The sequence below is a fragment of the Nocardia grenadensis NBRC 108939 genome, from assembly GCF_001613445.1.
Taxonomy (GTDB): Bacteria; Actinomycetota; Actinomycetes; order Mycobacteriales; family Mycobacteriaceae; genus Nocardia; species Nocardia grenadensis.
Map to the genome: position 1 here is coordinate 17,869 of NZ_BDCJ01000043.1, position 22,712 is coordinate 40,580.

Sequence of the window (22,712 nt, forward strand, 5' to 3'; positions counted from 1 at the left end):
CCCGGTACCTCCGGGTGAATCGAGCTATCCCTGATTCGCCGAAGCCCAGATCTCCCGAACGGGGGTGACGGTCCGGGGTGGGCCCGCCACAGTTCTGCGGTCGGTACGGGAGAACCGGGGGGCCGGCGCGGGCTGGGTTACTCCCTGCAATTCGACAATCGTCCCCCGGGCCACCAGATGCGGATCGCGGGCCGCTTCTTCGTACGACAGCACGGGTGTGACGCACCCGTCGGTGCCGGCGAATATCTCGGTCCATTCCTGCCGCGTCCGTGTCTTGAAGACTCGGGTAAAGATCTCGCGCTGTTCACCGTACCGGTCGCTGTCATGCTGATCGGGCACCTCGTCGGGGCCGAGTCCGAGGCCGGCGACGAAGGACGAGAAGAATTGCGGTTCCAGCGCTCCCACCGCCATGTACCCGCCGTCCAGCGTTTCGTAGACATCGTAGAAGGGGCGACCGGTATCGAGGAGGTTCGTGCCGGGGATATCGGACCATCGGCCGCGGGGCCGCATCGCCCACATCCAGTGGCCGAGCATGCTCGCGCCGTCCACCATGGCCGCGTCGATGGTCTGACCGCGACCGGAGGTTTGCCTTTCGATCAGGGCGGCGGTGATGCCGAGGGTGACGAACATGGACCCGCCGCCGTAATCGCCGACGAGATTCAGCGGCGGCACGGGCGCCTGCCCGTATCGGGCCACGGCGTTTAGGTGCCCGGTCAGCGCGATGTAGTTGATATCGTGACCGGCCTGCTGCGCCCGCGGGCCGGTCTGCCCCCAGCCGGTCATTCGCGCGTAGATCAACCGCGGGTTTCGAGTACCGCAGTCGTGGGGGCCCATTCCCAGCCGTTCCAGCACACCGGGTCGGAATCCTTCGAGCAGTACATCGGCACGGTCGATCAGTGCCATTATCTCGTCGCGATCGTGGGGGTTTTTGAGGTTCGCTTCGACGAGGACGCGGCCGCGCCGGGTGTGGTCGGGGTCGGCGCCCTGCTGGGCGAGCCAGCCGGGCCGGGCCACGAGCACGACCTCCGCACCGAGATCGGCCAGCATGGTTCCGGCATGGGCACCGGGCCCCAGGGTGAGTAGTTCGACGACGCGGATACCGGCGAGCGGACCCGACGCACCGGCGGGTGGCGTAGGACTGGTCATGGGTGGATCCGGGCTCTTTCTACTCGAAGTCGGTGCCGGTTCACGTATCGATCCACTCGACGGCTTCGCGTAAGGACGCACGCGATGTACGGAAGCTGTTGGCGGGGTGCGCTTCGTCCGCGTACCCGAAGGAGACGGCGCAGACGATGCGGCGATTCGCCGGGATCGCGATCTGTTCGCGGACGGTCGCCGAAGTCATGGCGATCGCCGCCTGGGGGACCGCGGCGATGCCGAGGCTCTGGGCGGCGAGCAGCAGTGTCGTGACATAGCCGCCGCAATCCACGGCGCCGTAGGTGCCGAGTTGCTCATCGGTGGTGATCAGGGCGACGTGGGGAGCGCCGAAGAATCGAAAGTTCGCCAACCGCTGTTCTTCTCGGCGTCCCTGGTCCGCCCGCTGAATTCCGAGACCGTTGTACAACGCGTGACCGCATTCGCGTCGCCGGTCCCGATAGACGCCGGTGTACTCGCGCGGCGGCTCGAGTTCGGGCCGGCGTTCACCGCGACGGGCCGCGTCGTACAGCGCCGACGCCAACCGCCGGGTCGCCGCACCGCTGAGCACGTGCACCTGCCAGGGTTGGGCGTTACACCAGGAGGGGGCACGCTGGGCGAGCAGGAGTATCCGCTCGATATCCGCGCGCGGCACCGCGGCGGGAAGGAAAGCGCGGCAGCTGTGGCGGGTAGTGAGCAGGTCTTCCAGCGTGGTGTGCGGAGCCGGCGGCCGCTCGGTTGCGGGGTCGGTCATTCGGTGATCCTTCGAGACGAATCGTGGTGCGATATTCCTATGAGGCGTTCGAACGCCCGGGCAGCCACAATGCGAGATCGGGCCAGAAGATGAGCGCCGTGAGGACGACGAGCGCGGCGACGATGAACCAGGCGGTTCCCTTGAAGACATCGGTGAGATGAACTGTGCGGCCGAGGTTTACCTCGGGATGCTGGGTCAGCCGGTGCACGATATAGCTCAGCATGCCGATGGGCGGCGTGACCAGCCCGATCTCCACCAGGATCACCATGAAGACGCCGTACCAGATCATATCGATATCCAGTGCCGACAGCACCGGCAGGAGGACCGGGACGGTCAGCAGGATCATCGCCAGGCTGTCCATGAACATGCCCAGGATCAGGAATACGACGATCAGGACGAACAGAAAACCGACCCGCGAAAGGCCCATCCCGGTCACGGTGTCGGCCATGATGTCGGCGAGGCCCGAGAGCGCGACCACCCGGGTCAGGACGTGCACACCGATCAGCAGCAGGAAGATGGAGGCCACCCCGGCGACGGTCTCCCGCAGGCAGGCGGCCAGGGTGACGCCGAGCCTGCGGACGCTGCGGTCGCCGCCGAACAACCAGCCCAGCAGTACGGCCAGTAGCGCCCCGAAGGCGCCGGCCTCGGTCGGGGTGAAGAAACCCGTGTACATGCCGCCGATGATCGCGGCGATGATGACCGCCATCGGGGCGACGCCGCGCAGCGAACCGATCCGCGATCGCCAGGTGACCTCGGCCGACTCCACGCGGGGCGCCAGGCCGGGATCGAGTACCGAACGGATCAGGATGAGTGCCGCGAACGCCACTGCCAGGATGAGCCCCGGCACCAGCGCGGCGAGGAGTTGCGGCCCGATCGCGGTACCGGCCGCCCCGGCATAGATGACGAGGACGACGCTGGGCGGGATGAGCATTCCGAGCGTGCCGGCCATAGCGACCACGCCCACGGCGAGCGAGGGCTTGTAGTTCGCGCGCAACATCTCGGGGATGGTGATCCGGCCGAGGGCGTAGGAGATCGCGATGGAACTGCCACTGGCGGCCGCGAGTCCGGCACCGGCGAAGTTCGTCGCGATGGCAAGTCCCCCGGGCAACTTGCCCATCCACTGCTGGGCCGCGTCGAACAGTCTGGTGGTGAGGTTGAACTTCCCCAGCGCGATGCCCATGAATATGAACAGGGGAATGACGCTCAGGCTCCAGCTGGCGGCTGTCGCGAACGGCACATCCTCGAAAGTAACTGCCATTGCCTCGAATCCGGCCAGCCGCCACAGCCCCACCCCACCCGCCGCGAGGATCGCGATCCCGACCGGTACCCCGGCCAGCATGAGAAGAACCGTCATAGCGAGTACAACGAGACCCACCACCGAGTCGGCCATCGGGATCAGCCCGAGGGCCACCAGCGCTGCCACGGTGGTCACGGCGACGACGAGGATCACGTGGTCGGCGCGTGAACCCCGGTTCGCGGCATCCGCTGCTTCCTCGGGCGTGGTTTTCGCAGCGCGGGTTTCGGTTGTGAGGCTGTCAGCCATGATCGTTCCTCGTCGTCGAGCGGATGAACTGAGTGGCGGTCGAGACGGTCAGTTGCAGCGCGAACAGTGCCCATCCGACGGCCGTGAGGATCTTCACCGGCCATACCGGCAAAGTGACGGCGCCGAGCGCCTCGAGCCGGATCTCGGTGGCATAGATCGCACCGATCACGGCGTAGTAGGTCAGCGCCAGTACCACCACCAGCGTGACGATCCGGCCGGCGAGTTCGGTGGCCTGCGCGATCCGCCCGCTCAACCGGGCGACGACGATCGTCGCCCGGATGTGTTCATCGGCGTACTCGGCATAGGCCAGGGACAGGAAGACGATCAACGGCATGAACAGGTACGCGGTCAGCTCGAGCGTGCCAGGGATCGGCTCGTTGAACAGGTTGCGGGATACGACGTCGGCGGTGATCTGGACGGTCAGCAGCAATACGATGGCTCCCGCCACGACCCCCGCGAATCGAGCCAGGCTGCGCGATAAGGCGCTCAAGGGGGACAAACTCGTGGCAGGGGCTTCCATTGCAGGCTCACTTTCCGCATCGATGCGGTTCGGGCGGTGAAGATTTCGGGGGCCGGCCGGGGCAGACCGGCCACCCGGTGGTTCGGAGAACGGGAATTCTATGGACGGTGGCGGTCGAAAACTTCCCGACGTACTTCGGCGGCGTACTCCGTGAGATCGATATGTCCGTTGTCGCCGGCGGCACCCAGATCCATCGTGGCCAGCCGATCGTGCCAGACACGCATGGTGTTCGCGTAGTCGCGGACGATCGTTTCCGGCGATTCGATCCGGTCGGGAGCGACGGCGGGCAATTCAGCCCGCACCGCTGCCTGCTGATCTTTCAGAACTGTCGACAGTTCGTCGGCCGGATCGTGGAAATTCAGCCCGTGTTTCGAGATGCCGGTATCGACGAGAACCTTTTCCAGGCCCAGCCCTTCGTATTCGAGATAGCCTTGGAACCACAGGTACGCGGCATCCCAGATCACCCGCTGATCGTCGACCGGCAGCGCATCCCAAACCTCTCGATTCATCACGACGTACTGGGCGTTGATACCGGTCAGCGGCAGGCGGGTGTAATGTTTGGCGACCTCCCAGAATCCGTAGGAGGTCACCGTTTTGGGAGAAGCGAGCGCACAGTCGATGACCCCGCGTTCGAGTCCCTCGTAGGTTTCGCCGATGGACAGGCTGACCGGGGTCATCCCCAGCGCCCGGACCTCGTCGTCCCACATTCCGCCACCGGACCGGACACGTTTGCCGGCCGCATCCGCGAGGGTGGTGACCGGCGTCTTGCAGAGGATGTCGTAGTTGGTGATGGGATGCGCCGAGAAAATCAGCTTCATTCCGCGATTCTCGAATTGCCGATTCACATCCTCGCTGGACATCGCGAAATCGGACTGGGCAGCATTCGCTTGCATGACACCTCGGGGATAGTCGGTATCGGCCGAGTTGCCGAGACGTGAAAGCCAGTCGGTGACCGGAAATTCACTCGCGTAGTAGGTGGCGGTGAACATACCCAGATCCGCGACCCCGCCGCGCACCCCCGAGGCCATATCCGTACCTGACAGCAGGCTCCCGCCCCAATACGCGTCGAAGGTGATGCGGCCGCCGGTGCGTTCGGTGACCTCGGCGGCGAAGGCACGGAAACCCTCACCCGACTGCGCACTGGTGTAATCCGCGTAACGCAGCACCAGCGCCTCGCCGGACCGCTGCCCGACCGCGGCGCCGCAGGCCGAGGCGAGCAGCAGTATCGCCGCTGCCACGGCACCGCGGCGCAGACACCTCCCGAATCGGGCAGCGGGTATTCTTCGCCCCATTGTGGTACCTCTCGTCACGGGGGCTCAGAGTCCCATTCGTTTGGCTATGACATTGCGCTGGATCTCGTTCGTGCCGCCACCGATGGGACCGACCCGGGAGTCGCGGAAGAACATCTGCATATCGTATTCCATGGAATAACCGGCGCCGCCGAGAATCTGTAGTCCCATATCGGCACATTTGAAGTTGTTCTCGGTGCAGACGATTTTCGCGATCGATGTCTCCTCGATCGCATCGTGGCCCGCATCGAGGAGTTCGGCGACCCGGTAGACCGACTGCCGTGCGGTTTCGGCCATGATCCGCATATCGACCAGCTTGTGCTGGATCACTTGGAAATTGGAAATCGGCCGGTCGAACTGGATACGGTTCTTCGCGTATTCCTGGGCGTACTCGGTGATCCGGAAGCAGTGCCCGGCCGAGATCGACGCCAGCGCCAGCCGCTCGACGGCCAGGCATTTCATGAGATTCTTCCAGGTCTTGTTCTCCTCGCCGATCAGGTTCGCCGCAGGCACGAAGACCTCGTCGAGTATCACCTCGTTCGCGTGGGTGGTGCGCCGGCCGAGCATCGAGAGCGGGTTGATCGTCACGCCCGCGGCCCGGGCGTCGACGAGGAACGTACTCAGCCCCTGGTGGCGGGGCGCGGACGGATCGGTCTTCGCGATGACGACGAGGTAGTCGGCCACATGGCCGCAGGTGATCCACACCTTCGTCCCGGACAGCACATATCCGTCGTCGCGGCGGACCGCTTTCGTCTTCAGACCCGCCACATCGGAGCCGGTCCCCGGTTCCGACATGGCCAGCGCGAGCTTGACCTTCCCCTCGATGATCTGCGGGATGATGCGGCTCTTCAGTTCGTCGGAGCCGAACTTGGCGACATGGCCACCCGCGTAGATCGAGGTGGTCATCACACCCTGGCCGATACCGGTGTAGTGGTATCCGAGGGTTTCCATGAGAACCGTCAGATCCTTGAACGACCCGTCGGCCCCGCCGTATTTCTCCTCGAACGGAATACCGAGGAATCCGGATGCGGCGAGCGCCTGGTACGCCTCTTCCGGGAACTGCCGCTTCTCGTCGAGGTCACGAATACTGTCGAGGGGCAGGGTGCGGTGCAGAATATCCAGCACACTGTCACGGATCATGAGTTGTTCGTCGGACAGCCCGGCGGTATTGACGAGATCGCCGCTCCGGCGGATGGCTGCGGTGGTCATACGGTTACTCCTTGTGGTCTGTTCGGTTCAGCGGGGGCTGTCGCCGGGCGGCCGCGAGACCGGCCTTGCTGTACACCATGGTTTTCATCAGCCCGCGCTGGACTACTTGTGCGTTCTGATCGAGTAGCTCCATCCGCCGGACCACCACCCCGCGATCGGGTTTGGTCGAGCTCACCCGGCTCGATACGACGGTGGTGCGCAGGTGGACCGTGTCGCCGATGAAAACGGGGGCGAGGAATTGCCATTCGTCCACGCCGAGGGCGGCGATGGAGGTGCCGTCGAACTGCCCCATCCGGGCGCTGAGTCCCGTGCAGATGGACATGCCCAGGGTGCCGTGCGCGATGCGCCGGCCGAGCGGCGAGCGAGCGGCGTATTCGGCGTCGGTGTGCATGGGGTTCGTATCGCCGGAAACCCAGGAATACTGGACCACGTCGGTTTCGGTGACAGTGCGCCCCGGGCTGACCGATACTTCACCGACAACGAATTCTTCGACACATTTGCCCATGTTCTGTTGTCCTCCTAGACGGTCGCTGCTTCGGTATCGCCTACGGCGACGAGGGCGTCGGCGGCGGTGGCGCCGGAACGGCCGACGATCAACGGGTTCACATCCACCTCGGTGAGGATGTCCGCGAGATCGCCGACCATCTCCGAGAATCTGGCGACGGCGTCGACCAGGGCCTCCATGTCGTAGCCGGGGTCGCCCCGCACACCGGTCAGGATCTGGTACAGCCGCAGTGATTCGATCATCCGGCGGGCATCGTCCACCGATACCGGCGCCAGCCGGGTCGAGACATCACGATGCAACTCCACCAGGATGCCGCCGGAACCGACGGTGATCAGCGGACCGAACTGTCGATCGATCCGGGCGCCGAGCAGGACTTCCGCCCCGCTGTCGAGCATTGTCTGCACGCTGAGACCCTCGACCCGCGCGCCGGGCGCGAGCAGGGCGACGTTGTCGAGGATTTCCGCCGCTGCCCGCCGCACTTCCGCTGCGGAGGTGAGGCCCAGCCGGACCGCACCGATTTCGGTTTTGTGCTGGATATCGGGCGAGGCGACCTTGAGCACCACCGGATAGCCGATCCGGTCGGCTGCCTGCGCCGCCTCGTCCGGGGTGCGAGCGGCAACGTCCTGGGGAACGGCGATCCCATAGGCGGACAGGATGGCCTTCGCGTGCTGTTCGGTCAGCGCCGTCGCGCCGATAGCACCGACGGCGAGAATCTCACGGGCGGTTACCGCGGCGGCGGGGTCCGAGACCCGCTCCGCGCGGCGGGTGCCGGCCAGGCGCCGGCGGCGCGCGTGCCAGTCCTGCCACAGCCGGATCGCGCGCATACACCGTGCCGGGGAACGGAACAGCGTGACGTTCGGATCGCCGTCGAGGACGCGGCTGCCCGGACCCTCCAGCCAATCGTTCATCCACACCGCGGCGAGGGCGGTATCAGTGCGGGCCCCGGCCGCGCTGAGCAGCGGCGCGCGCACACCGGTCGTCGACTCGTGCACGAATACCAGTGGCACCACGACCGCGCCGAGGCCCGGGTCGGCGGCGAACGCGTCCAGACAGCGGGAGAAGGTGGCCGCGTCCTTGAGCACTTCGGCGGTCAGATCGGCCGGGTTACCGATCGACCCGAATACCGGTACGACTTCGGTGAGGACATCGCGGGTGCTCTCGTGCAGATCGGGCAGCTCGAGCTCGTTGTCATCCGCTTTATCGGCGTTGATCACGCCGGCGCCCCCGGAGGTGGACATGATGCCGACCCCGGCCGTATCCGGGCCCTTCGGATTCTTGGCGAAGAACGCGGCGGTTTCGGTCAGCGCTTCGAGGTCGTCCAGCCAGATCGCACCGACTTGTTCGCAGGCCGCTCGGTACGCCGCGGTCGAACCGGTCAGGGTGCCGGTGTGCGACAGCGCGGCCTGTCCGCTCTTCTCACTGTTACCCGCCTTGTAGACGATGAGCGGTTTGCCGGCGGCCTCGGCGAGTCGGGCGGCCCGCAGGAAGCGCTCGCCGCTCCCGACCCCTTCCAGCAGGCAGATGATCACTTCGGCCGTGGGTTCTTCGGCCAGATAGGCGATGTAGTCGCAGACATCGACATCGGCGGAATTCCCCGCGGCGAGGTAGTGGCTGATACCGACGCCGCGCGCGACAGCCTGCAGGACGGTGTAGCCGAGTGCGCCGCTCTGGGACACGATCGCGATTCCCCCGCCCGCGCCCGCGGTGATCGCCCCCGAGTCGGTCATGAAGTTCATGGCGCCGCCGGTGGAGACATTGACCAGACCCACACAGTTGGGTCCCGCGACCCGCAGGCCGGTGCGCCGGGACAGTTCGGCGATGGCGTGCTGTGCGGCGATGTCCTCGTCGCGGCCGGTTTCACTGAAGCCCGAGGCGTAGACGACGGCGCCGCGGGCGCCGATCCGAGCGGCTTCCTCGAGTGTCTCCAACACCAGCTGCCGTGCCACACAGACGATTACGCAGTCGGGCACTTCGGGAAGATCACCCAGTGTCGGTACGCAGACCCGGCCTTCCACACTGTCGTAGCGGGGGTTCACTCCGTAGACGCGGCCGGTGAAGCCGCGCAGGTTCTCCATCGTGCGATGACCGAAACCACCCGGGGTCGTCGAGGCCCCGACCACCGCGATCACCGCGGGATCGATGAGTTTTTCCAGGTCATCGTGGAGAAATAGACTTCTCCCGTTCGGCTGGGTCACAAAATCCTCCTTCTGACCAAGTGGCGCATTGGTCCTTCCATTGATATGTTGTGAGTCACAGACCGATCTGTCAAGAGGCCGCATCACACCGACGGTGCTTTCAGGCCGTTGAGAAGTAGGGACTCGCCCGTGGAAAGAACCGTGACCATCATCGGGGCCGCCGCCCTGCCCGTCGGCAAGTGGCAGAGCCCGCCCGACTCGGCTGTCCAGGTACTCGAACACGAGGTCCTGGCCCGGCTGGTACTGCAGGCCACCGCGGCAGCCGGGATCGACAAAAGCGATGTGCAGGGCATGGCTTTCGCACAGCCCCGGCCCTATACGGCACAGAAGTACTTCGCCACCTTCATGGCGCACTACCTGCAACTACCCTGCGCGGGGAACGTCTGCGAAGTACTGGGCAACGGGATGACCGGCGGCTTCGCCTTCGAGCACGCCGCCAACGACATCCTGCTCGGGCGCTCGAAAGTCTCGCTGGCACTGGGAGTGAACTTCGAAACGGCGATCCCCGCACGCGAACACATGATGAGTTCGATGCGCGCCGTGGGCGATGTCGACTTCCAGGCCCCGTTCGGGATCACGCCGATCGCCTGGTACGCGATGGATGCCACGCGCTACATCCACGACCACGGATCGTCGCGCGCGGAGCTGGCCACCGTCGCGGTGAAGAATCGCCGCCATGCCGAACTGAACCCGTTGGCGCAGTTCCGCACTCCGATCACCCTCGACGAGGTACTGGCCCAACCCATGATCGTCGAACCGCTCGGACTCTACGAGGTACCGCCGCGCAGTGACGGCGCCGTCTGCCTCGTCCTCGCCGAAGAGGAGGTCGCCCGATCTACGGGCCGACCTTATGTACGCGTTCGCTCCCGCGGCTTCTACCACGAGGGAGCACACCAGATCAGCGAAACACCCAACGATATGACCGCGCTCGAGGCGGCCCGGGTCGCCGGCCGGCAGGCCTACCACGACGCCGGGGTCACTGCGTCCGATATCGACCTGGCCGAAATCTACGCGCCGTGCACCATAGTCGAGGTGCTGGCGGCGGAGGCCCTCGGCCTGACACCCCGTGGGATGGGCGCGAAATACGCGGCCGAGGGTCGCACCGGCCTCGGCGGCGATATCCCGATCTGCACCTCGGGCGGTCTCACCTCACGCGGGCACCCCGCCTACATCACCCCGCTCTACAGCTTCGTCGAAGCGTTCGAGCAACTGTGCGGAGCGGCCGGCGCACGCCAGGTCCGCGACGCGGAACTCGCGCTCACCAGCGCCGAACTCGGCAATTACAACGCCGCACTGGTTCACATCCTGGAAGGCGTGCACTGATGATCCCGATCGTCGATATCCCCGCTCGGCATCCCTATCCCCCGCGCATCACCGAGGCCACCGAGCCGTTCTGGACCGCGCTCGGCGAAGGACGGTTGATCACGACCGCGAGTACGGCCACCGGCCGGCTCACCTTTCCGCCGAAACCGATCGACCCATACACCTGGGATCCACAGGTCAGCTGGATCGAACTGTCCGGCCTGGGCATCCTCTACTCGTTCACCACGATCCACGCCGCGCCCACCGCGTTCGTCGACGAGGTGCCCTACCGCGTATGCGTCGTCGACCTCGACGAAAAGCTGCGGCTGGCGACTCGCCTGTGGGGTGACACCGAGGTCCGGCCCGACGATCGAGTCGAGATCGTCGCCCTCCGCTACACCGACCGGATGTCCTTCGCCGCACGTCCCGTCGGCACCGGCGACCGGCCCGAACCAGCCCGGTGACCCCAGGCCCGCACGGGCCCGGTAACCCCATCCACTCCGAGTACTCCCTCATCCGGCAACGCCGCGCGAACCACGGCCGCGCCCGGACAACGCTCAGCGGAAAGGAAACGAAGTATGAGCCCGAAAACCGTCAAATGCGATCTGTTGATCGCCGGGTCCGGCGCGGCCGGGATGGCCGCGGCGCTCAAGGCGGCGAGCGAAGGTCACAGCGTGATCGTCGCCGAGAAATCGCAGTGGCTCGGCGGCACCACCGCGATCTCCGGTGGCTGGGCTTGGGTTCCCGGCAACAAACAGGGTGTTGCCGAAGGAGACACCCGAGAAGAGATCGAGACCTACATCAGGGCGCTTGCCCAGGACTGCTTCAAGGCCGAAATGGTGGGGACCTTCCTCGACGAAGTACCGGAGGCCATCGACTGGCTGGAGCGGGAAACCGATGTCGAATTCGTCTACCCCGAAATGGCACCCGACTATCAGATGGATATCCCCGGCGCCAAAGCCTCCGGCCGGGCGATCTCCGGCAAGATGGCGGACGCGCGCATGCTCGGCGCGAACCGGCTGCGCCTGCGCCCCTACCTCGACACCTACACGGTGTTCGGCTACATGCCCGAGGTCGGGCCCGATATCGCGGAATTCCTGCACGCGAACCAATCATGGAAGTCGTTCGTCTATGTCACGAAGAAACTGCTGAAGACCTGGGCCGAGACCGCGGTATTCCGCCGCTCCTTCGATCGCACCAACGGCAACTCGCTCATGGTGCGGATGGTCTCGTCGGCCGCGAAGCTCGGCATTCGGATGTGGACCGGGACCCCCGTGACGAAGATCGTCCGCAACGAGCACGGCATCGTCACCGGCGCCGTACTCGGCGGCGCGCAGGCATGCACCGTGGAGGCGCGGCTCGGCGTGGTGATCGCTGCGGGCGGATACTCGGCGGACGCCGCACTGCGCGGCGAGTACTGGCAGCACGACCCGCACAGCCACAACCACTTCACGCCGACGGTGGGTCACGACGGCGACAATGTCCGGCTCACCGCGCCGCTCGGTGGACACGTCGATACCGCAGTGCACGAACCCGCCGCCTGGGCACCGGTCACCGTGTTCACGGGGCTGCGCGGGCAGCAGCGTATCTTCCCGCACCTGCGCGCTTTCGGGCTGCCGGGTCTGATAGCGGTGAACCGCCGCGGCGAGCGTTTCGCCAACGAATCGAGCTCGTACCACGATTTCGGGGTGGCGATGATCCGGGACAATGTCGGCGCCGACGATACGGTCGGCTACATCATCGCCGACTCGAAAGCGATGCGGAAGTACGGCATCGGCTATGCCAAGCCGTGGCCGATCCCGCAGGGCTATTTCAAGAAGACCGGGTTCCTCCATCGCGCGAACACGGTCGAGGAACTCGCGAACAAGATCGGCGTCGATGCCCGGGGCCTGCAGCAGACGCTCGCGGAGTTCAACAGCGGTGCCGCGCGGGGCGAGGACCCGAAATTCAACCGGGGATCCAACTGGTTCCATCACTTCAAGGGCGATATGGCCCATACCCCGAACCCCAACCTCGAACCGATCGACAAGGGCCCCTATTACGCGGCGCGGATCCAGATGGGCGACCTCGGCGCCTACTCGGGTCTCGCCGTCGACAAACACAGCCGCGTACTCGATCAGAACGACCGGCCCATCCCCGGACTGTTCGCGGCCGGTTCGGCGGCGGTGAGCATATTCGGTGGCGGCTACCCGGGATACGGCGCGAACATCGGCCCCGCCCTCGTCTTCGGCTACACCATCGGCCGCGACGCCGCCGGCCTCGCCCGGCAGTCCCACGGTGCCGCGACCACCGAGACGTCGAGGGGTGCGTGACGTGCCGTTCTTCCTGGTCCGGTATCGCTATACCGACGACCACGCAGGCCGCGACGCGCGGCGTCCCGAGCACAAGGATCACCTCGCCGCGGCGGCGGACCGGGGGCTGATCCTCGGATCCGGGCCCTTCGCCGCCGGTGAGAAGGCCGGCGCGGCGATGATCTATTCGGCCCGCCGGAAGGACGACATCGTCACGGTCGTCGAGGACGATCCGTTCTACCGGCACGGGCATATCGCCTCGTACGAGATCACGGAGTGGATCCCGATGATCGGTCCGTGGGCGGCCGACGCCCGGACACGCCACCCGTAACGGAATCGGGCGAATTCCACCTCGTCCGGGTCCGGGCGGCATCGTCCACGTGCTCGGGCACATCGCTGCGGTGTATCCGACGGTTTGCCGACAGACGCCTTCCACCGGGCGGTGCCGATCGATGGAAGGAAAGGTATGGCTACCGAATCGGTTTCCGGCGAAGTGGAAGTCGCGGATGTACAGGCCGGTGCCGTCCGGACTCCGTGGGGCAGACACGCGCTGGCGAGTGTGCTGTTCTTCCTGCTGGGTTCGGAAATGTTCGTTCTGTCCCCGCTGATCCCCGTGCTGGCGAATGAGTTCGGCATTTCCACTGCCCGCGCGGCCATGTCGGTCTCCGCCTTCGCGCTGACCTACGCCACCGTCAGTCCGCTGGTAGCGGCCCTGGCCGACAGGTGGACCCGCAGGACGACGATCGTGGCCGGAGCCTGCGTATTTGTCGCCGGCGAAATATTCAGCGCGCTGGCACCGTCGTACGAGTTCCTCATCGCGGGACGAGTACTCGCCGGTGCCGGCGCCGCGCTGATGGGTCCCGCGGTGTGGTCCTATGTCACGGAGACCGCCGCCGCGGCAGAACGCGGTCGTGCGGTATCACGCGTCTCCGCGTTCTTCGCGGCGGGCCAGATCCTCGGTGTCCCCGCCGGTGCGGTCGTCGCCGATACGGTGAGCTGGCGGTGGGTATTCGCGGCCATCGCGATCGCCGCGGCCCTCGCCACTGTACTGGTGGGCCTCAACCTCACCGGCGAGACCCGCGTTCCGCCACGAAACCGCAGTCCACGGCGGATGCTGGCGGCATCGGTCGGGCTGTGGCGCAACCACGACTTCACCCTGGTGGTGTCCGCGAACTTCTTCGCCCAGGCCGCCCGGTACGCGACCTACACCTTTGCCGGTGCCCTGCTCCTGCACCGGTTCGGTTTCGACACCCCCCGGCTCGGCCTCGTCGGCGCGGCGGTCGGATTCGGATCGATGGTCGGCGCGCTGGTCGCCGGGTACCTCGTCGATCTCTTCCACCGACGCGGTCGCGATCAGTTCATCCTGAACATCGGCTACGGGTCGCTGATGATCGTGGGGCTGTACGCCGCGACGAGCTCGGATATCGCCTGGGTCTGCGTCGCGGGGTGGGTCGTCACCTTCGCGGCCGGCGCGGCGTATGTCGGTACCGGCCAGGAATACCTCACGGCGACAATGGGCGATCTCCGCGCCCCCGCGGTCTCCTGGAACAACTCCGCGCTCTACGCCGGTACTGCGGCCGGCACCGCGGTACTCGGAACCACGGCGCTGGGCTCCACCCCGTTCACCGTCCTCGCCGTCTCGTTCGCCGCCGCCGCTGTGCTCCTGAGCGGATCGGTCGCGCTCCACCACCGAGCCGGACGCCGTTCGGATGCACCTCGCCGACGAACTGTGGCAGTGGTGCGGCGGAAGGGAACCCAGCGCCGATAGGGCCTGCGGATACTCGCAAGCCGGGACATGGCATTCTCCGCTGCCCGCGATATTCGTACGGCCGGCGAGACCGGGTACCACCGGCCCGGCCGGGCGCCCGGATCACGTCGAGCACAGTCGTGAACTGCGGGCAGTCCGCCTACCGGCCGGGCCTGCGGACCGGCACTGGCGGCGGTCGAGGCCGGCCGCCGACAGCCGGCTTGCCGAGGCCTTCGAGACCGCACTCGACGGCACCTCGGGCCGGGTCACCACCGCGCCCCGGCGAGCCACCACGACCTGCGAGGCCCCCAGGCCTGCTGGTGCACACGCTCGATCGAGGCCAACCCCGGACGATCATCCCTGCTGACCGGCATCCCGGTTGGCCGATGTGCCGTTTCTACCAATTCGACGATCATCGGTTCGTCGGCGGTCAGCGACGACGACCCCGGCGGGATCGAGGGGTTCTCACCGAGAGTGGTCGCGCAACGGAGAACGTGCTGGCACCGACGAAGCCCCCGGTCGGCCGACGCGCCGGCCGGGGCTCGGGAAATCGAGGGCCGGCCTCCGCGCTGTCGGTAGATCGGTAGACGGGTTGCCGTCGGTGGAAGCGACTGTCACGCAGCACTCGATCGGCGAGGTCCGGTCGCAGACGACGACCGCGTCCCCGGGACCGATCCGTATTCGTACGAGCGCACTGCCGGCACTCGCCAGGGACGACAGGAATGTCAGCGGGTCGCGCAGCAGCGGCACGATATGACCGGACAGCCGGGCCGCGCCGGGTCCGATCGATGGGACCCCGAGAAACCGCCGATCCCCCGGAAGGCGTTCGTGGCATTCGGTGCCGGTCCCGGCGCTGCGCCGGCGACGCCTTCGCCGTCACAGAACTCGCACTGGCACTGGCTACGATCGCCGGCCGCTGGCCGATCCGCCACCGGGTCGGTACCCGCGGCCGTCCGGCGGTGGCGATGGCACTGCGTCCCCGCGAACTGCGAGTATGTCTGCGTTCCGCCGGTTGCGGCGACGCTCGGCCGACGACGGCCGGGGGCAGGGGCGACCAGTGTCGATATCGACTCGACATCCCGGCACCCCGCAGACCGGCACAACGAGGCCAACGCATGCTCGAACTGTTTGTCATCCATCGCGTGGAACGGCAGCACCGCCCGCAGACGATCCTGGTCCCGTTCCAGCCGGCGCCGCCGCAGCCAATGGCGGGCATAGAACGCAGCGACCACCCCGGCAACCAACACGATCACCACGGCGACGATGACCGCGATGTTGTCGCGAGCGAACTGCACCGCCGGCACCCCAACGACGAACACAGCGATCCCAGCCATACCCAGCACACCGACATCCGACGAGCGACGACGACGTCTACCCACCTGCACACCCCTTCGTTCCACGACCCCCTGCCGGAACCGGCCAAGCAGACTGTAGATCGAAGCCCCGACAAGGGAGCGCGAAACCAGCGCTCGCCCCGCGACTTCCAACCCGAATACGCAAGCGGCGTACTCGTTTTCGGCCTGACCGCCGCAGGGTGCCAATCGTCGCACCATGTAGCCGACGCACCGCACAGCAAACCCAAGAGGCCCAGCACAATCGTGGCGGATCGGTAAGGCCCAGGCAGAGAACGGCCTGGAACAGGGAAGGCCGACGCCCACCCCGCCTACCGCGGTTCTCGTTGCCGTACTCGTCATTGATGGCAAGGCGCCGGAGTCGGCCGTCCGGCATTCGCCCTGACACGCCTCTCGATTAGGCGGCGTCGACGGAATCAGGACCCCTGCTGTGTGCGAGACGATAGACTGGGCTGTGGAGTGCAGGACGCGCACGCGCTCCATCGTTTCCGCCGGAGTCGCCCCGCCCACGCCGGGTGGCGACCATGACGGCCAAGGTCCTACCCGGGGCCCGCGAAAGCTTCGATCCCCCCTCTTATTCGTATGTCTGCTCTTGTCGTAGGCGGCGCTGGCGTGGGCATCGCCGCCGGAAACGGACAAGGGATATGCCCAAGGACAGCAGCGCGCGCCGTCGGCGCCGGCCCCGCCGCATCATGGCCGAGGAAGGCGTGAAGAAACACACCACCGCGTTGCGCCGCGGAGACGAACGCACCGAACATGCACGCGCCGTCGAAGCGGCCGAACGGGATTCGTTCCTGCGGCCGCGCAAATTCGAGATCGACGGCGTCCAACGCTATATCCGGCGCGAAGACGCCGCACAACTGCCCCAGGACGGCATGGCCGACCCCACCGGGAAAGGCGTTGTCGCTGCTGCGGACGTGTTGTTGCCGCAGCTGCGTGCGCTGCTGTCGACCCGGCTGCGGCCGATCACGGTGACCGGGACCGACGGGAACCCCATCGGGTGGTGCCCTGCGAGCCCGAGCATCGCGAGCAGTTCCGCGACACCGCTTACACCGTGCTGCGCGAGGCGAAACGAGTGCGGGAGGACGCCGATATCGCCTGGGTCGAATGGAGCACCGTCGCGGTGGCCTTCCACCAAATCCACTACCCGCTACGTGGATTGCTGCGGATCACCGACGGGCCTCTGTGTGATCGGATCGAGGCAGCAGTCGACGCCGCGGAGGTCTTGTCCACGACCGCAGAAGCCGTGCACAGTCGAGGCTGCCTGCTCGGCGCCGGCGAAACCGATCCCGCCGGATGTATGGCTACTCACCGTGCGAAGGCAGCGACGTGCGGGTCTGGGTACGGATCTACGACGACGACATCATCGTCACCGACCCGGGATGCCTGCGGCACGCCGCCGAGGAGATCGTGCACTGGGACTACGACGTCGAAATGGGCGAATCCGCAGTCGAGATCATGGGCGGAACCGACCGAGAACTGGACACGATCTACAACCTCGCCACCGACATCCGGCGTGTACATCAGCAGATCAGGCAGGATCAGGAAGCACAGCGGGCCGGGTCCTACTCACCGCCCTGGATGAGCCGCCAAGACCAATGATCTCGACGCCTGGACGGGCCGCCTCGCACGGTGGATCACGGTGGGCGGCCCGGCCAGCTGCGGCCACGGACAGGTCCGAAATACCCCCTGAACAGTAATGAAGACACCCCCGATCGGTGTCGGCGCCGTCTGTTGCATCAGCTACGCCACTCCAGGTTCACCCACGCCGCGGAGGACGGCGCGTCGACGCCGGTGTTGATGAAGCTGTCCGGGCACACCTCGATCCGTAGCCTCGTCAGGTACGCGCGGATCTCCGACGACGGGTTACGGCGTTATCAGGCCGACAGCGACCCGGTTGCTCGCCGTCGTCGGTAGGAGCTTGATGCTACGGATGTCTCCGGTCGCGGCGCGGTCGGGTGTCGTGGAGGCGGGGTGCGGCTGTTTCCTGGTGGGCGACTTCTCGGGTGTACCAGTCGGCGGCGTCGTGGTCGGTCATCTGCAGTGCGGCGCCGATGGCGATCCAGTCGTCACCGGCTTCGCGGGCCTCTCGTATCACCGGCCACTGGCGGGTGGTGAGAAGTTCGATGAGGCGGCGGTTGGCTTCCAGGGCCTGCGCTGGGGTGACCTCAGCCAGTGCGGCGTGTTCGGTGAGGTGGCGCGGAGGTGGTCGGCGGCGGGCCGGGGATCGGTGTCGGAGGTTGCGAGTCCGGTGAGAGCAGCGCGGAGCAGGCGGCGGCGTTGGTAGGTGCCCCACACTGCGTGCAGGGCTTGTTCGTCACCATCGTGCAGGGCCGCTGCCACGTCGGCTCCGGCGGGGAGGTAGTGGTGGGCACTGGTGCCGAACCGCTGCTCGCTCATGCGTGCAATCCACAGGACATCGCCGGGTGTCTTGGAGCGCACTGTGGGGCATCGAGACGGTGCCCACGATGTGAGATACGACTCGATGCGGGTTGTGGCGGATCCGGCAGGTTATCTGCTTGCTAATCTATGCAAATAGTAGGTTGGCCGAAAGGCGGGAAGATGCCGGGATCGAGCAGGCCCTTGTATCAGATGAAGGCGGAGTTCTTCAAGACGTTGGGGCATCCGGTGCGGATTCGGGTGCTGGAGTTGCTCAGTCAGCGGGAGCATGCGGTGTCGGAGATGTTGGCCGATATCGATGTCGAGGCGGCGAATTTGTCGCAGCAGCTGGCCGTTTTGCGGCGGGCGGGGTTGATCACCAGTCGCCGGGAGGGTTTGTCGGTGACCTATGAGCTGACCTCGCCGCAGGTGGCGCAGCTGCTGACCGCGGCGCGGGCCATCCTGACCGGGGTGGTGGCGGGTCAGGCGGAGGTTCTGGAACAGCCCGCCTGACGGTTCGGGCTCTCGGCGATCCTCGCGGCGCGTATCGGGTGGGGGGAGTCGCGGGTTTCCTGTTTGCATATTTTCCTACATAGTCATCTAGTTGTTCACGGAGGAGATAGTGGTGGATACCGATCACATGCCCGCGCCGGCGATGGCGCCGGTGGCCGCGCCCACTGATCATGCGCAGGTCTTGGCGTGGGTGGCCGAGGTTGCCGATCTGACCGCGCCCGAGGATGTGGTGTGGTGCGATGGGTCGCGCCAGGAGTGGGATCGGTTGACCGCTCGCTTGGTGGACAAGGGCACCTTTGTGGCGTTGTCGGGGAAGCCGAACTCGTTCTGGTGTGTCTCTGATCCCGAGGATGTGGCGCGGGTGGAGGACCGCACCTTCATCTGCTCACGAGACAAGCGGGATGCGGGGCCGACGAACAACTGGGTCGATCCGGTCGATATGTGCACGGTGATGACCGAGCACTATCGCGGCGCGATGGCCGGGCGCACCATGTATGTGATCGCGTTCTGCATGGGTCCACTCGATGCCGAGGACCCGAAATATGGTGTGCAGATCACTGATTCGGAGTATGTGGCGGTGTCGATGCAGATCATGACTCGCTCGGGAGCCCCGGTGTGGAACCAGCTCGGCGACGACGCGGAGTTCGTCCGGTGTCTGCACTCGGTCGGTGCGCCGCTGAGTCCTGGGCAGGCGGATGTGGCGTGGCCGTGTGACCACACGAAATATATTGCGCATTTCCCCGAAGACCGGACCATCTGGAGTTACGGCTCCGGCTACGGCGGCAACGCCCTGCTGGGCAAGAAGTGCTTCGCGCTGCGGATCGCCTCGGTTCTGGCCCGCGACGAGGGGTGGCTGGCCGAACACATGCTGATTCTCAAACTCACTTCCCCGCAGGGCCGTACCCATTATGTGGCGGCGGCATTCCCGTCCTCCTGCGGCAAAACCAACCTCGCCATGCTCGAACCCGCCCTGGCGGGCTGGAAGGCCGAAACGGTCGGCGACGATATCGCCTGGTTGCGGTTCGGTCCCGACGGCCGGTTGTATGCGGTGAACCCGGAGGCCGGGTTCTTCGGTGTCGCCCCGGGCACCGGCGCGAAGACCAACCCGAACGCGATCGCCACCATCGAGCAGGGCAACTCGATCTTCACCAACACCGCCCTCACCGACACCGGTGATGTGTGGTGGGAAGGACTCACCGACACCCCACCGCAGCATCTCACCGATTGGCATGGCAACGACTGGACCCCAGAGACCGCGACCGGGCCGGCCGCGCACCCGAACTCGCGGTACTGCACCCCGATCGAGCAGTGCCCGTCGGTGGCCCCGGAATGGGACGACCCGACCGGGGTGCCGCTGTCGGCGATCTTCTTCGGCGGCCGCCGCGCCACCACGATCCCGTTGATCGCCGAATCCTTCGACTGGACCCACGGGGTGTTCACCGCCTCGGTGCTGTCCTCGGAAACCACTGCCGCCGCTGCGGGGCAGGTCGGTGTGGTGCGTCGGGACCCGATGGCGATGCTGCCATTCCTCGGATATCACGTCGGTGACTACTTCGCGCACTGGCTGCGCCTCGGCGAAACAGCGGACCCGGGCAAGCTGCCGAAGATCTTCCAGGTCAACTGGTTCCGCCGCGACGCCGACGGGCGGTTCCTGTGGCCGGGATTCGGCGACAACGTGCGCGTGCTGAAATGGGCGCTGGAACGGATCGAGGGCACCGCGGCAGCCGACGCCACCGCGATCGGCTATGTCCCGGTGCCGAGCTCGCTGGACCTGTCCGGATTCTCCGAAGCCGGCAAACGCTCGGCACGGGCCGCCCTCGAAGTCCACCACGCCGAATGGGCCGACGAGGTCGCCTCCATCGAAGACTGGTATGCCGGTATCGGCGCCGACACGCTACCCAATCCGCTGTGTGATCAACTCGCCACGCTGAAGAACCGCTTGGCCCACACCCCGGCCCGACCCGCCGACACCACCGGGGCGTCGTGAGCCTGCGCGCGCTGCTGCCCACCCGGGCGGACTGGACACCGGCGCTGCGCCGCCCGGGCCCGGATCTGCTCGCCGGTGTCATCGTCGCGCTGGTCGCGCTACCGTTGGCACTCGGTTTCGGGATCAGTTCCGGCCTCGGCGCCGCTGCGGGCCTGGCCACCGCGATCATCGCCGGTGTAGTGGCCGCGGTGTTCGGTGGCTCCCGGTTCCAGGTGTCCGGTCCCACCGGAGCTATGACCGTGGTGTTGCTGCCGATCGTGGCCGAACACGGCGGTCCCGGCGTCCTCGCCGTCGGATTGATGGCCGGTGTGGTGCTGATTGTTCTCGCTGCGGCCGGGGTCGGTCGCGCGGTCCGCTATATGCCGGCGCCGGTGATCGAGGGATTCACCGCCGGTATCGCGGTGGTGATCGCGTTGCAGCAGTTCCCGTCTGCCCTCGGTGTCGGCGAGGCCGAGGGCGAGAAGATGTGGCAGCTGGCTTCCGACGCGGTCGGCGGCTACCTCGACCATCCCGACCCTGCCCCGCCGATCACCGCTCTGCTGGTCGCTGCCGCCGTGCTGATCGGTGGCCGCTACCTGCCCAAACTGCCTTTCGCGCTCCTCGCGGTCGCGGTCGCCACCGCTGTGGCCGGATTCGCCGGGCTCGACCTCACCCGTATCGGGGCCCTGCCCGCGGGGCTGCCCACGCCCTCCCTCGGGTTCCTCGATCCCGGCCAGCTCGCCTCGCTGATTGCGCCCGCGCTGGCTGTGGCCGCGCTCGCCGCCTTGGAATCACTGCTGTCGGCCACCGCCGCGGATTCGATGTCGGTGGGCACCCGCCACAATCCCGATCGCGAACTGTTCGGCCAGGGCCTGGCCAATATAGCCGCACCACTGTTCGGTGGCGTCCCCGCCACCGGCGCGATCGCCCGCACCGCCGTCAGCGTCCGCTCCGGCGCCCGCACCCGCCTCGCCGCCCTCACCCACGCAGTCGTTCTGGCCGCCTTGCTCTACCTCGCCGCACCACTGGTCGCCCAGATACCGCTGGCCGCCCTCGCCGGTGTGCTGCTGGCCACCACAGTGCGGATGGTCGAAACCGCGTCCCTGGCCGCGATTGCCCGCGCCTCCCGCGGTGACACCGCGATCATGGTGATCACCTTCGCCGCCACTGTCGCCTTCGACCTGGTCACTGCTGTCGCTATTGGTGTCGGGATCGCGATCCTGCTGGCCCTGCGCTCGGTGGCCCGCGAAGCGCGCCTGGACCAGGTCCCCCTCGACGAGGGAGATCACCTCACCGAAGAACACGACCTGCTGTGCGACCACGTCGTCGCCTACCGGATCGAGGGCCCGCTGTTCTTCGCTGCCGCGCACCGGTTCCTGCTCGAACTGGCTGACGTCTCCGACGTGAAAGTCGTCATCCTGCGCATGTCTCGCATCACCGCCCTCGACACCACCGGCGCCCTCGTCCTCAAAGACGCCATCCGCAAGCTCGAACACCACCACATCACCGTGCTCATGTCCGGGCTGCGCGCCGATCACCTCCGCCGCCTCGCCGCGATCGGTGCGCTGCCCGCCGCGGGCGAGGAAGCGGTCTTCAAGAACACTGTCGACGCGATTGCCCACGCCCGGGGCGAGCTTCCCGAACCGGTCGGAGGAATTCGATGAGTGGTGAACTGGCCACGCCGACCTTAACCAAGCGTGTGCGCTACATCTATGCGTGTTCCTGCTCATTCCGGGACCGCTGTGGATGGGGCTGGCGATGATGGCGCTGCTGTACCTGCCGTTGATCTACTTCACCACCGCGCTCATGTACCTCTACCGCCGCCACCGCCTCGCCAAGCACGGGCTTGACCCGGCACTGGCCGATGCGCGAGAGCGCCAGCCAGAAACACGCCGCAGAACGCGAGGCCTACGAACGACGCCACGGGCGGTGAAGCGCTGTCGGCGCCTTCCGGTACAACCCCGAATCCCCACGTCTCCGAATGCGCCGTCCGGCATGGTCGATTGTCATTGT

At 66.7% G+C, this 22,712-nt stretch carries 20 protein-coding genes and 1 pseudogene; 12 read left to right on the plus strand and 9 right to left on the minus strand.

Annotation, left to right across the window (positions count from 1 at the left end):
- Positions 1-24 precede the first annotated feature (24 nt).
- From NGR01S_RS29045 to NGR01S_RS29080, 8 genes are all read right to left on the minus strand, one after another.
- Complete coding sequence (locus NGR01S_RS29045) at positions 25-1,146, minus strand: CaiB/BaiF CoA transferase family protein (RefSeq protein ID WP_063042504.1); 1,122 nt, start codon at positions 1,144-1,146, stop codon at positions 25-27.
- Positions 1,147-1,186: 40 nt separating this feature from the next.
- Positions 1,187-1,888 carry a nitroreductase gene (locus NGR01S_RS29050; protein WP_063042506.1) on the minus strand — a complete coding sequence of 234 codons (702 nt, stop codon included), beginning with the start codon at positions 1,886-1,888 and terminating at the stop codon, positions 1,187-1,189.
- Between the two features lie 37 nt (positions 1,889-1,925).
- Positions 1,926-3,431 carry a TRAP transporter large permease gene (locus NGR01S_RS29055; RefSeq protein WP_245664820.1) on the minus strand — a complete coding sequence of 502 codons (1,506 nt, stop codon included), beginning with the start codon at positions 3,429-3,431 and terminating at the stop codon, positions 1,926-1,928.
- The gene (locus NGR01S_RS29060) at positions 3,424-3,921 is read right to left on the minus strand and encodes a TRAP transporter small permease subunit (protein WP_245664821.1); all 498 of its coding nucleotides are present in this window, start codon (positions 3,919-3,921) and stop codon (positions 3,424-3,426) included. Before NGR01S_RS29060 ends, NGR01S_RS29055 begins: the two co-directional genes overlap by 8 nt.
- A 128-nt stretch (positions 3,922-4,049) precedes the next feature.
- Positions 4,050-5,189: a C4-dicarboxylate TRAP transporter substrate-binding protein gene (locus NGR01S_RS29065; RefSeq protein ID WP_063042510.1), complete on the minus strand. Its 1,140-nt coding sequence runs from the start codon at positions 5,187-5,189 to the stop codon at positions 4,050-4,052.
- Between the two features lie 78 nt (positions 5,190-5,267).
- Positions 5,268-6,449 (minus strand): acyl-CoA dehydrogenase family protein, encoded by a 1,182-nt coding sequence (locus NGR01S_RS29070; protein ID WP_063042512.1) that lies wholly within the window; start codon positions 6,447-6,449, stop codon positions 5,268-5,270.
- Positions 6,450-6,453: 4 nt separating this feature from the next.
- A complete protein-coding gene (locus tag NGR01S_RS29075; protein ID WP_063042514.1) occupies positions 6,454-6,954 on the minus strand; it encodes a MaoC/PaaZ C-terminal domain-containing protein in 501 nt (166 codons plus the stop codon).
- A gap of 14 nt (positions 6,955-6,968) precedes the next feature.
- Positions 6,969-9,149 (minus strand): acetate--CoA ligase family protein, encoded by a 2,181-nt coding sequence (locus tag NGR01S_RS29080; protein WP_169811989.1) that lies wholly within the window; start codon positions 9,147-9,149, stop codon positions 6,969-6,971.
- A gap of 141 nt (positions 9,150-9,290) precedes the next feature.
- Between NGR01S_RS29080 and NGR01S_RS29085 the strand changes: the two genes are divergently transcribed.
- The 8 genes from NGR01S_RS29085 (at position 9,291) to NGR01S_RS32955 (ending at position 17,758) form a co-directional block, all read left to right on the plus strand.
- Positions 9,291-10,472 carry a thiolase family protein gene (locus tag NGR01S_RS29085; RefSeq protein WP_084481803.1) on the plus strand — a complete coding sequence of 394 codons (1,182 nt, stop codon included), beginning with the start codon at positions 9,291-9,293 and terminating at the stop codon, positions 10,470-10,472.
- A complete protein-coding gene (locus NGR01S_RS29090) occupies positions 10,472-10,915 on the plus strand; it encodes a Zn-ribbon domain-containing OB-fold protein (RefSeq protein ID WP_063042520.1) in 444 nt (147 codons plus the stop codon). The genes NGR01S_RS29085 and NGR01S_RS29090 overlap by 1 nt, the downstream gene beginning before the upstream one ends.
- A 114-nt stretch (positions 10,916-11,029) precedes the next feature.
- Positions 11,030-12,763 (plus strand): 4-oxocyclohex-2-ene-1-carboxylate 5-dehydrogenase, encoded by a 1,734-nt coding sequence (gene chcC2 / locus NGR01S_RS29095; RefSeq protein ID WP_063042522.1) that lies wholly within the window; start codon positions 11,030-11,032, stop codon positions 12,761-12,763.
- Complete coding sequence (locus tag NGR01S_RS29100; RefSeq protein WP_245664822.1) at positions 12,756-13,073, plus strand: YciI family protein; 318 nt, start codon at positions 12,756-12,758, stop codon at positions 13,071-13,073. Before chcC2 ends, NGR01S_RS29100 begins: the two co-directional genes overlap by 8 nt.
- Positions 13,074-13,208: 135 nt before the next feature.
- Positions 13,209-14,510 carry an MFS transporter gene (locus NGR01S_RS29105; protein ID WP_063042526.1) on the plus strand — a complete coding sequence of 434 codons (1,302 nt, stop codon included), beginning with the start codon at positions 13,209-13,211 and terminating at the stop codon, positions 14,508-14,510.
- Between the two features lie 1,094 nt (positions 14,511-15,604).
- A complete protein-coding gene (locus NGR01S_RS31375) occupies positions 15,605-16,102 on the plus strand; it encodes a hypothetical protein (protein ID WP_157107496.1) in 498 nt (165 codons plus the stop codon).
- A gap of 1,068 nt (positions 16,103-17,170) precedes the next feature.
- Complete coding sequence (locus NGR01S_RS29115; protein ID WP_157107497.1) at positions 17,171-17,443, plus strand: hypothetical protein; 273 nt, start codon at positions 17,171-17,173, stop codon at positions 17,441-17,443.
- A gap of 30 nt (positions 17,444-17,473) precedes the next feature.
- Positions 17,474-17,758, plus strand: coding sequence for a tyrosine-type recombinase/integrase (locus tag NGR01S_RS32955; protein ID WP_281179822.1), 285 nt, complete (start codon positions 17,474-17,476; stop codon positions 17,756-17,758).
- Positions 17,759-17,935: 177 nt separating this feature from the next.
- Here the strand turns inward: NGR01S_RS32955 and NGR01S_RS31385 are convergent, their stop codons facing one another.
- Positions 17,936-18,241, minus strand: a complete 306-nt coding sequence (locus tag NGR01S_RS31385; RefSeq protein ID WP_157107498.1) for a hypothetical protein — start codon at positions 18,239-18,241, stop codon at positions 17,936-17,938.
- 162 nt (positions 18,242-18,403) lie between these two features.
- Here NGR01S_RS31385 and NGR01S_RS29125 point away from each other — a divergent pair, with 162 nt between their 5' ends.
- From NGR01S_RS29125 to NGR01S_RS31705, 4 genes and pseudogenes are all read left to right on the plus strand, one after another.
- The gene (locus NGR01S_RS29125) at positions 18,404-18,733 is read left to right on the plus strand and encodes an ArsR/SmtB family transcription factor (protein WP_030519358.1); all 330 of its coding nucleotides are present in this window, start codon (positions 18,404-18,406) and stop codon (positions 18,731-18,733) included.
- Between the two features lie 127 nt (positions 18,734-18,860).
- Positions 18,861-20,720, plus strand: coding sequence for a phosphoenolpyruvate carboxykinase (GTP) (locus NGR01S_RS29130; RefSeq protein ID WP_063042534.1), 1,860 nt, complete (start codon positions 18,861-18,863; stop codon positions 20,718-20,720).
- 2 nt (positions 20,721-20,722) lie between these two features.
- Entirely contained in the window at positions 20,723-22,363 is a 1,641-nt protein-coding gene (locus tag NGR01S_RS29135; protein ID WP_063042538.1) for a SulP family inorganic anion transporter, read from the plus strand.
- 46 nt (positions 22,364-22,409) lie between these two features.
- Positions 22,410-22,632 (plus strand): annotated as a pseudogene (locus tag NGR01S_RS31705) (DUF5313 family protein); the annotation flags it as partial.
- Between the last annotated feature and the right edge of the window lie 80 nt (positions 22,633-22,712).